This is a genomic window from Natronomonas aquatica, assembly GCF_024449025.1.
Lineage (GTDB): Archaea > Halobacteriota > Halobacteria > Halobacteriales > Haloarculaceae > Natronomonas > Natronomonas aquatica.
Window position 1 is genome coordinate 1 of the sequence record NZ_JAHLKM010000053.1, and the last position, 9094, is coordinate 9094.

Here is a 9094-nt window from a genome sequence, read left to right on the forward strand (position 1 = left end):
CGCCGACGGTCCGGCACGTACTCGAACTCGCCGGCGTCGAGGACGCCTGGACGAACTCTCACGGCAACACCCGGACGACGCTGAACCTCGCGAAGGCGACGTACAACGCCCTGCAGAACGCCTCGGAGTCGCGGACGCCCCAGCACACCCGAGAGGTCCGACGGGAGGCCAGAGAATGAAGGCACTCGTCCAGCTGCGCGGCGAGGTGAACCAAAGCGAGGCCGTCCGCGATACGCTCGCGATGCTCAACCTCGGTCGCGTCAACCACGCGACGTTCGTCCCGGAGACGGACGCCTACACCGGCATGGTGACGAAGGTCAACGACTGGGTCGCCTACGGCGAGCCCTCGGCGGAGACGATCGAGGCGCTCATCGCCCGCCGGGCGGAACCGGCCGAGGGCGACGGCGAGATCGACGACGAGTGGGTGGCGGATAACACCGACTACGACGACGTCTCGGCGCTGGCCGGGGCCCTGCTCGAAGAGGAGACCACACTACAGGCGGAGGGACTCGCCCCGACGCTCCGGCTGCACCCACCGCGGGGCGGCCACGACGGCGTGAAACACCCGACGAAGGAGGGCGGACAGCTCGGCAAACACACCGGCGAGGAGATCGATTCGCTCCTGGAGGCGATGCGATAATGACCTCAAAGAAACGACGACAGCGCGGCTCCCGGACGCACGGCGGCGGTACCCACAAGAACCGCCGCGGCGCCGGCCACCGTGGCGGGCGCGGGCGTGCGGGCCGCGACAAACACGAGTTCCACAACTACGAACCGCTCGGCAAATCCGGCTTCAAGCGCCCCCAGAAGACGCGGCGCGAGACGGAGACCGTCAATCTCCGCGAGCTCGACGAGGACATCGCTGTCCTCGAAAGCGAGGGCGTCGCCGAGGCGTCCGGCGACGGCTACACCGTCGACGTCCGTGACGTCGTCGAGGACGGCCACGAGGTCGACGTCGTGAAGGTACTCGGCGCCGGACAGGTGTACAACGAACTCGAGGTCGTCGCCGACGCGTTCTCGGAAGACGCCGAGGCGGCGCTCTCGGCGGCCGGCGGCGAGGCCGTCCTCTCGGAGCGAGGCGAGGCGCTCGAAGCTGAGGCCGAAGCCGAAAGAGACACAACCGACGAGGACGACGAGGAAGCGTAATGAGCTGGAAGGAGGCCGCCGAACCGGTACTCACGCGGTTACCCGCCGTCGAGCGACCGACGGGCCACGTCCCGTTCAAACGGAAGCTCGGGTGGACTGCGGGCGTGCTCGTGTTGTATTTCTTCCTGACGAACGTCGGGATCTACGGGCTCGGGGAAAACTCCGACATCTTCGGGCAGTTCCGGACGATCCTCGCGGGCGCACAGGGTTCGGTACTGCAGGTCGGGATCGGCCCGATCGTCACGGCCTCGATCGTGCTACAGCTGCTCGGCGGAGCGGACCTGCTGGGTCTCGACACCGAGGAGAACCCCCGCGATCAGGCGCTCTATCAGGGGCTCCAGAAGCTGCTCGTCATCGTGATGACGACCTTCACCGCCCTGCCGATGGTGTTCGCCGGCTTCCTTCAGCCGAGCCCCCAGATCGCCGGCTCGCTCGGCATCTCGGGGTCGGCACTGGGGTGGATCATGTTCGCCCAGATCTTCGCCGGCGGGATGTTGATCCTCTATATGGACGAGATCATCTCCAAGTGGGGCGTCGGGAGCGGGATCGGGCTGTTCATCATCGCCGGCGTGAGCCAGCGGCTTATCGGCGGGTTCATCGCCTGGAGCGGTCTCAGCGCCGGCTACGTGGGCTTTTTCCCGCGGTGGTACGGCATCCTCACCGGCCAAGTCGAGATGGGTCCCGTGTTGACGCGGACCGGGCTGTTCGATCTGTTCCTCGGTCCCGGCGAGTTGCTCGCGTTGATCACGACGCTTCTCATCTTCGTGGTGGTCGTCTACGCCGAGTCCGTCCGGGTCGAGATCCCGCTCAGCCACGCCCGGGTGAAGGGTGCCCGCGGTCGCTTCCCGGTGAAGCTCATCTACGCCAGCGTCCTGCCGATGATCCTCGTTCGCGCGCTGCAGGCGAACATCCAGTTCCTCGGCCGGATCCTCAACGCCCGGATCGGAAACGACATGCCCGCGTGGCTCGGCGATTACGCCGGGACCGAGCAGGGCTTTGCCGAACCGATGGGCGGGCTGTTCTACTATCTGGCGCCGATCTACTCGCCGGCCGACTGGATGTGGTGGCTCGGCGAGACGGCGGCGGCCCCCTGGCAGATCATGCTCCGGGTCGGCGTCGACCTGACCTTTATGATCGTCGGCGGCGGCATCTTCGCCATCTTCTGGGTCGAGACGACCGGGATGGGCCCGGAGTCGACCGCCAAACAGATCCAGAACTCGGGGATGCAGATCCCCGGCTTCCGGCAGTCGCCGGGCGTCACCGAGAAGGTGCTCGAACGGTACATCCCGCAGGTGACGGTCATCGGCGGGGCCCTGGTCGGATTGCTCGCCGTCATGGCGAACATGCTCGGGACCATCGGACAGGTCAGCGGCACCGGGCTGCTCCTGACGGTCTCTATCACCTACAAGCTCTACGAGGAGATCGCCGAAGAGCAGATGATGGAGATGCACCCGATGATGCGTCAAATGTTTGGAGATTAAGGGGACCCACTGGGGTACCCAACTTTCCAAGCCTTTACATCAATCCTCGTTAGCGATACTGGCAGAAATGCCAGACCGGAACCAAGTACCGCTGAACGTCCGCGTCTCTCCAACAAAAAAAGACGAGTGGAAAAAAGCGATCGATAACGACGAAACTCTTGCTGGAGTCGTCCGTCTTGCAATCGATCATGAGCTGAATGACGAGTACGTCCACGTTGATGCCGCTGATCATCTTGATAGCGGAGACGATATCGATTTTAGCGAAGTAACAACTGATATCGACAGTCTCACTGGCCAAGTTGAGGTGATGCAGAACCAGCTTGATAACGCACTCACTCCGGGAACAATGCCTACAGAAGATATGTTGAGTGAGCTGGCGATGCAAGTACTCGCGCACATCCCACGCTATGATGACTTTCCAGATCACGTGAAGCGGAAAATCGGTGAGACGGATACGGACCCGCTGAATGGTATTAAAACCGCGATTGAAGGGCGTGAAACACGAGTAGACGGGAGTGCACAAGCAATAGCGTTCAAATTAGACGCTGATGAAAGCGAACTTATCGTTCGCCAGGCCCTCATTTACTTGGAGAACCGGACGACAGAGAACGTCCAGAGTACTGTTGCTGACGGCACACGACACTGGGTGAGAGACGCATGAGAGACGACAAAGGGCGGTATGCAACACCTGAGAACAAAGAGCTTAGCCAGGAGATGGAAGAGTTGCGTGGGCAGTATCTCGCCTCTCTCATGTCACAGAAGACTGGGACAAGCGATCGGACATGGGATACACGCCGAAGAGAAGTCGGATATTGGCTGGAGTACTGTACCGTCAACGGAATCGACCCGCTCGCAGCTGAGGAATCTGACATCCGCGGGTATATCCAAGGTATTACGCCTCTCGCAGATACGACGGTTCATTCCTACTTCACGTCAATCCAGTCGTTTTATTCAATCGTCATCAACGATGCTGCGGACGATAGTCTCGAACTTGTCAACAGCGGAGGGCACCCCTGTGATGGGATTAGTCTCAAAGACGACTATGGCATCAGCAGGACAGCTGAGTACAAGCGACAGAACGTAATCACTGCGAGCAACCTTGACAACGCGCGCGATAACGACGACGTGATCGCCCTCCGCCCGAACGCAGTGGAAAAGTTGTTCGACTCAGTACCAGGAAAACGCCGTGAAACACAACTACGGAACGAAGTGATTGTACGCCTCTCATGGTATACGGGGGCTCGAAGCGTAGAATTATCTGGAATGCGAATCGAGAACATTGACTGGGATCGGTGTATAATCAACATCGAGTCTGCCAAAATCGATCCTCGGGAAAATCCAGGACTCGCTCGCCGGAATGTTGTGTTTCCGAAAGAATTCAGGCTAACACTCAGACGTTGGTGTGAGCGGGTCAGACACTCATTTTCCGGGCAGGTCACACCGGAGGAGGGACACATCTTGTGCACAACACATAGTGATGAGATGCAACCACCGGACATCAACGACGTGATCAAGCAAACTGCGCGGAACGCCGGATTGCAGCGACCGTTGCGACCTGTTGACCCAGGTCCAGAGGACACGGTCAAGGAGTGGTTTGTTACATCTCATCGACTCCGAAGAAGCGCAATTAGCCACTGGGTCAACGACATCGATACCATCGACATCAACCAAGCAAGACTACTTGCAGGACACGCTCAACTCTCGCAAACCATCGACTACGTTGAAGACGACAGTGATTCGCTCGCAGAAGATTACCAGCGCGGAATGCAGGCGTAGCGTCACTCTCCCCCGATTTCTTCTTCGAGCCCATACCGATCGAGATTATCGAGTGCCCGTCCAACAGTTCGCGGAGCCACACCGAGGCGATCCGCAGCCTTCCGCTTCGAGAGCTCCCGCTCACCGTCAGGGCCAGCGCGGGCCATCGACAGCACCGCTCGCACCTCATCGAAATTCTCTGCAGTCACCAGCTCACCGTCAACATATTCGAAGCCGAGCGGAGCCCGTCCACGGTCAGGGAGTGAACGGTTATCGAGCCAGTCCCGAACGTCCTGTACTTCAGCAGCCCGCTGCAGTTCGACGCCAGCCTTATCGAGCGAGATCAAACCACCCAGCAACGCGTCGCAGTTTCCACTGTCGATCTCCGCACCGGTATCGTTCAAGTGGAGTGAGGCACCGCCACGGACCAAGACATCCACTCGGTCCCGAATCTCTGTATGACTCTCACCGAGCGCCACGAGATTGTTAACGATGACATCAGTGACCGAGGTCCGATCGACAGCCGCAACACCTTCAGCGACGTGTTCCCGATCAGGGTCAACTCCCACCACCAGTCCGTGACCGTGCTTTCTTTTCACCGTCGCATTAAGCGGGTACTCTCCCGTCGAAATCAGCCTCCCGAGTTCCGCTCGATCAGCAGAATCAGTCCAGTCGCTGCTGATAATCTGGGAGGCATGCGCTAAGCACGACCGTGTCGCATCCGCCAATTCACGGCGAGTTGGTTCGTGAACAATAACGCAGACCACCGGTCCATTGGCATCATCCTCTGTGATCTGTCCACCATCAATATCAGTCAGTTGCATCTGATTTTCATCTTCTGACTCTGTCCCTGCCATCACATGTTAATGTAGTTTCGTCACCACCATAAGTTATCGCAGGGTGTTTCCGCACCGGTGCGAAAACCATACGCGAAAATGTAACCTCATGGCGGAAACCCCCCGCTGAAACGGAAATACCCGATGCGGAAACCCCACGCGGAAACGGTAATAATGCAAAATCAACCGCATATCACCAAGCGGGAACGGCTTGCGGTAGCAGAGGCGATATTAAACCGTAGGAAGGTATCTGAGCCGGTCAGACGCTTTTGGCGCAGGTCTATATCACCCCCATCTCTCCGTAAACGGGTGTTGGTATTGGAGTATGAGGGGGATTTACCCCCCGGAACTGTGCCGCTGTCGCGGGGGGCTCATACGCCGCGTGGCTGCAGTTAGTATCGGTGCTGTGCTACTCTCCCTGGATTATCTGTTCAACAAGGAGTTAACCGGGAGCGCGATGAATTATCAGGCAACTTTGCATATGTCACAAGACATCGATCCACGCACACCGGAATGGATCCTCAGAGATTCCAAGAAAGACGACGAGGACGAAAGGGCCACCCTTCGGCGAACGAATACCGTCGGGGTTACTCAAGACCGGTTAGATGAACACGGTATCACCCGCGATGAAGCTGCATTCATCAGAGCGGTCGGGAAAGCAATGAACGGCGAGTTAGACGGCTATCGCCTCACCGACTCGATGACCGATATCAAGAGCCTGTACGATATTGATGAGGAGAAATTACTGGAGGAAGGCTTCCTGAAACGCCACACCGGGGTCGCACGTCGATGCTATTACAGCGTTACTCCTGCTGGGCAGAAGGCCGGCAGGATAACGAAAACGCATGGGTTCACCGTCGGTGACGTTGGAGACGACACCCCGCACCGCGTCGGTGTGGAACTTACTCGACAGTACTACGAACGCCAGTCAAACGTCAGTCGAGTCGAAATCTCCCCGCGCGAGGATGGGTCAGTCATCGATCTCGTCGTTGTAGACCGGAATTTCAACAGAATCGCTATTCTCGAAGTTGAAGCTGGTAGTATCACTGCAGACCCCCACACCGACGTCACGCCCGCATCATCCGGGATCAACGATTATGCATCGATTCGGGGAGACTACCGAGTCTTAGCGGAGTCTGAAGGTGATTCCATCTGGGTTGTCCGGAACCACGAGATCGCCGGGACTGTGCTCCGAGCACTATCCAGCGCGGATGAAATCCCTGTTGACCTGCCGCGAGACACCATCCAGGGTGTAGAGTCAGGAAGGATCCCGATCGACGATTTGAATGAGCGGCATATCGCCCCCATGCGTGCGGACGGGCTTGATGATATCATGACGTTCCAGCAGCTCCGTCGTAAATTGCGGTGAATCGAGGCTTCCCTCAAACGCCGTACGGCTCTAACAATCGCTGATACTTGGGGGTACTCGTACGACGACATCAAGTAAGGATCGTCGTTATCTTTTCAACGTTCACAGTCACGCCAGTCACCATCAGGTGCTCTACAATCCTTCATACGACGACGCACAGTTGCGCGGCACGTCAGTGGGGCGCGTCGCTCAACACGCACACGACGACGTTCAGGCCTCACATGTCGGCGGCTGCAGTGCAGGTAACCTCGTCAGTATTCGTGTAATGGTAGTGAAGGCAATCGATCCTCTGATGCCCACCCACAGACAAGCGTGACCCGCCGCCCTTTTCGCTCCAACAACATCGATACTGACAGACGCGAAGCTCAATGTAGAGACTAATACGGGTATTACATTTTTACGTACGAGGTCCATAGTTTCAGACGCACACGAGCCCGACACAATCCCTTACTGACCGTGGTTGCGAATCGCGGGGATGGTCAGTCTCGCGCGGTACTCGTGTTGCCCAGCAGTTGGCCTCACGGCTTGGGTAACACGATGCGAGACACAACACGCTACACAACAACCGCAACTGACGAGACGCACAGTAACAATTTAGACGCCAGTAACGACCAAGACGAGAGCAACGGCGACGACACGATCAAGCTCGTGAGGACGCCACCACCTCGGCTGAGGAACGTCCCGCGATCTGTTCCAGTAAGACCGTCCTCCGGAAAGAATATTTTTTTCGGGACAGTTTCCCAGAGCTCCCCCCAACACTCACGAACAGAGGAGGAGAAATGGAAAACCACTAGACTGGAGCGGGTTGAGCGCGATAGCGGTCGGCCCGCGGACCCGCTTCTTCCTCTTGGTCCCTGCTGCTACTACTACTATTACGTGCCAGAATGTTACGTACATACATACAGACTGACACGCTCGTGCCAGTCTGGCACGTCGCCGATCACGGGGGGGACGGCGTGACCACCTCGTCCCGTGTGAAGCTTGGGTGGGAAGTCCCAGACGATCGATGGGCCGAATACACCGCCAAAGTCGAGGAAGAGTGGGGTGAATCCCGTCTCTACGCTGGCGTCCAGATTGAGAAGTCTTGGCGTGAGTACCGTGACGTCCACCCACTGGAGGACCACGCGAACCGTCTCTTGGAAGCAGCCGGGCTCCCTCGTGAGACAGATAAGAATAAAAATCCAACTAAGATCCCATCTCTCGCCAACACCGAGTCGAATCGGCAGTTCGTGCGTGTTCACGAGGATGTCAAGCAGGAGATGGAGCAGTACGCCACGGCGAACAGTCTCCCGAAACACGAAGTTCTGCGCGGCGTGATCGCGTGGTACCTCGGCGGGAGTCGGGAAGAGCGCCTCGTTGAGAAATTCGACCGCGTCGTCCCCGAAGCGGAGAATGCCTTCGTGGAGGCCACCGACGACGGCCCGAATACCGCGGACGGCCTCTCGAAGTCCGAGCGCGTTACCCGAAAGATCGCCCGCTTCCTCGGGGACAGTTTCTCGGAGAACAATCTCGAAGACGCTATCAACGCTGAGACAACCGGGACGAACTACTACCACGACGAATACATGTCGCGCGTGGTGGAGTACAAAGGCGTGAAGCGCTGGGAGAGGAACGATGCCCCGGATCTCTTCTTCCCACTGGAGACCTGGCGGACGAAGAAGATGATCGAAATCGTCTCTGCGCTTGGCGGCGGCTACGAGACGTCACCGCCGGCGTTCTCCCCAGAAGAGCTCGTGAAGGCTGTTGAACGCGCGGGAATAGAGGAGTGTTCGGAAAACCGGAAGAAGACGATAAACAGGTACAAGGATCGCATCGTCGAACGCTTCGGGTTCGCTTGGTCAGATGAGACTGAGAAGTTTGAACCGATGGATATCCTGGATGCAGAGACTGAGTCGAACTCGAACGCGGGCGCGGCGGACGACGTTGTTGTCAGCGACATCGGTGGGGGCGATGCCAGTGGGGACGCAGACAGCGGATCTACCACGGTCACCGACCGGTTGGACGACCTTGCAGCTGGTACACCGGTTCGGGCGGACGGGGGCGATAATGGGGGTATGACTCATCGAGACAGCGGGATGGACAACTAATTACTACACATGAGTCAGAGTGCCAACCAGACCTCCGAACTAAATCCCCAAAACAAAACGCGATGCAGTCAGTGTGGAACGTCAGCGTGGGTAGGTCAAGGAGAGGTGTGGTGTATTAACTGTGCAAAACGGGTCAATCCTCACCAGCATCCAACAGGTAAACCACCCGAAGACAGGCTACACATCGAGAACCGTTTCTGGGAAAAAGTAGTCATTCTTGAGAGGGACCAGTGCTGGCCGTGGAAAAGACACTGCGACAAGAAAGGGTACGGCAGATTCTGGGTGTCAGAAGAGTATGGGAAAACCGGCGCACATCGGATGGCGCTAGCCCTTGTCCGTGGACTCATACGGTCGTGCGAAAGTATTTACTATAGCAATCGTATTTCTGCATAATGGGTCGGCTGGACGACATCACCCTGG

At 58.1% G+C, this 9094-nt stretch carries 8 protein-coding genes and 1 pseudogene; 8 read left to right on the plus strand and 1 reads right to left on the minus strand.

The genetic code is table 11. From position 1 onward, the window contains the following. From rps5p to KM295_RS16325, 6 genes and pseudogenes are all read left to right on the plus strand, one after another. Nucleotides 1-179: pseudogene (rps5p, locus tag KM295_RS16300) on the plus strand (30S ribosomal protein S5); the annotation flags it as partial. Beyond that, on the plus strand, nt 176-640 hold the full coding sequence (locus tag KM295_RS16305) for a 50S ribosomal protein L30 (RefSeq protein WP_256031334.1): 465 nt from the start codon (nt 176-178) through the stop codon (nt 638-640). The pseudogene rps5p and the gene KM295_RS16305, both read left to right, overlap by 4 nt. Then, entirely contained in the window at nt 640-1146 is a 507-nt protein-coding gene (locus tag KM295_RS16310; RefSeq protein ID WP_256031335.1) for an uL15m family ribosomal protein, read from the plus strand. The genes KM295_RS16305 and KM295_RS16310 overlap by 1 nt, the downstream gene beginning before the upstream one ends. After that, nucleotides 1146-2627, plus strand: a complete 1482-nt coding sequence (gene secY, locus KM295_RS16315) for a preprotein translocase subunit SecY (protein WP_256031343.1) — start codon at nt 1146-1148, stop codon at nt 2625-2627. Before KM295_RS16310 ends, secY begins: the two co-directional genes overlap by 1 nt. A 67-nt stretch (nt 2628-2694) precedes the next feature. Beyond that, the gene (locus KM295_RS16320; protein WP_256031344.1) at nt 2695-3288 is read left to right on the plus strand and encodes a hypothetical protein; all 594 of its coding nucleotides are present in this window, start codon (nt 2695-2697) and stop codon (nt 3286-3288) included. Beyond that, nucleotides 3285-4403, plus strand: coding sequence for a tyrosine-type recombinase/integrase (locus tag KM295_RS16325; protein WP_256031349.1), 1119 nt, complete (start codon nt 3285-3287; stop codon nt 4401-4403). Before KM295_RS16320 ends, KM295_RS16325 begins: the two co-directional genes overlap by 4 nt. Nucleotides 4404-4405: 2 nt before the next feature. On the opposite strand, the gene KM295_RS16330 is transcribed toward KM295_RS16325, so the two are convergent. Further along, the gene (locus KM295_RS16330) at nt 4406-5239 is read right to left on the minus strand and encodes a hypothetical protein (protein ID WP_256031352.1); all 834 of its coding nucleotides are present in this window, start codon (nt 5237-5239) and stop codon (nt 4406-4408) included. 361 nt (nt 5240-5600) lie between these two features. Here KM295_RS16330 and KM295_RS16335 point away from each other — a divergent pair, with 361 nt between their 5' ends. Together KM295_RS16335 and KM295_RS16340 are read left to right on the plus strand one after the other, a co-directional pair. Further along, on the plus strand, nt 5601-6587 hold the full coding sequence (locus KM295_RS16335) for a hypothetical protein (protein WP_256031353.1): 987 nt from the start codon (nt 5601-5603) through the stop codon (nt 6585-6587). Nucleotides 6588-7543: 956 nt separating this feature from the next. Continuing rightward, the gene (locus KM295_RS16340; protein WP_256031354.1) at nt 7544-8674 is read left to right on the plus strand and encodes a hypothetical protein; all 1131 of its coding nucleotides are present in this window, start codon (nt 7544-7546) and stop codon (nt 8672-8674) included. Nucleotides 8675-9094 lie beyond the last annotated feature (420 nt).

Bases quoted from the DNA above. Each gene is read 5' to 3' on its own strand.
- KM295_RS16305 (WP_256031334.1), top strand. From the start codon at position 176: ATGAAGGCACTCGTCCAGCTGCGCGGCGAGGTGAACCAAAGCGAGGCC.
- KM295_RS16310 (WP_256031335.1), top strand. From the start codon at position 640: ATGACCTCAAAGAAACGACGACAGCGCGGCTCCCGGACGCACGGCGGC.
- secY (WP_256031343.1), top strand. From the start codon at position 1,146: ATGAGCTGGAAGGAGGCCGCCGAACCGGTACTCACGCGGTTACCCGCC.
- KM295_RS16320 (WP_256031344.1), top strand. From the start codon at position 2,695: ATGCCAGACCGGAACCAAGTACCGCTGAACGTCCGCGTCTCTCCAACA.
- KM295_RS16325 (WP_256031349.1), top strand. From the start codon at position 3,285: ATGAGAGACGACAAAGGGCGGTATGCAACACCTGAGAACAAAGAGCTT.
- KM295_RS16330 (WP_256031352.1), bottom strand. From the start codon at position 5,239: ATGGCAGGGACAGAGTCAGAAGATGAAAATCAGATGCAACTGACTGAT.